The sequence below is a fragment of the Castellaniella hirudinis genome (assembly GCF_047468865.1).
GTDB classification, from domain to species: domain Bacteria; phylum Pseudomonadota; class Gammaproteobacteria; order Burkholderiales; family Burkholderiaceae_B; genus Castellaniella; species Castellaniella hirudinis_A.
Genome location: NZ_JBLGTV010000033.1, coordinates 1 through 736, shown reverse-complemented (window position 1 = coordinate 736; position 736 = coordinate 1). Strand labels below are relative to the sequence as shown.

Below are 736 nucleotides of genomic sequence, written 5' to 3'. Positions count from 1 at the left end.
CAGCTGAAGGAATATCTGAGGGATTGCAAGCATCGGGAACCAGAGGCGGTCGTGCGCTTCGAGACGCCACCAGGCAGACAGATGCAGGCGGATTTCACCCATGTCCGGCGTGGCCGCGACCCGTTACTGGCCTTTGTCGCTACGCTGGGATACAGCCGATCCAGTTGGGTTCGGTTCACCACCGACGAACGAGCTGAGACGTGGTTCGGCTGCTTGCGAGAGGCCTTCATCTACTTCGGTGGCGTGCCCCAGCATGTGCTGTTCGACAACGCGGGGGCCATCATCATCGAACGCGATGCGTACGGCGACGGTCGTCATCGTTGGCACAACGGGCTACTCGCTGTGGCCGAAGAATTTGGCTTCACCCCACGTGTTTGCCAACCCTATCGTGCTCAGACCAAGGGCAAGGTCGAACGCTTCAACGGTTATCTGAAGGGCAGCTTCTGCGTACCGTTGGCCGCCACCCTTAAACAGGCAGGACTGCGGTTCGATGCGACGGCAGCGAATGCCCATATTGGTCGATGGCTGACGGAGGTGGCCGATGAGCGATTGCACGGTACAACGAAGGAACGACCCGCCAAGAGATTGCAAGAGGAGCGACGTACTTTGCTGCCGCTTCCCCAGAACCACGGCGGTATTGTGATGCCTGCGGCTTCCCATCAGCGGCCGTTGCCGCTGGAGAGTTTCCAGCACCCGCTATCGGTCTATAACGAGCTGCTGGAGGTGCGGGCGTGAA

General features: G+C 60.1%; 1 protein-coding gene. It reads left to right on the top strand.

The features are described from left to right. Positions 1-735, top strand: a 735-nt coding sequence (gene istA, locus ACMHYJ_RS16845; protein WP_414247308.1) for an IS21 family transposase, incomplete at its 5' end; no start/stop codon positions are given. Position 736: the final 1 nt, after the last annotated feature.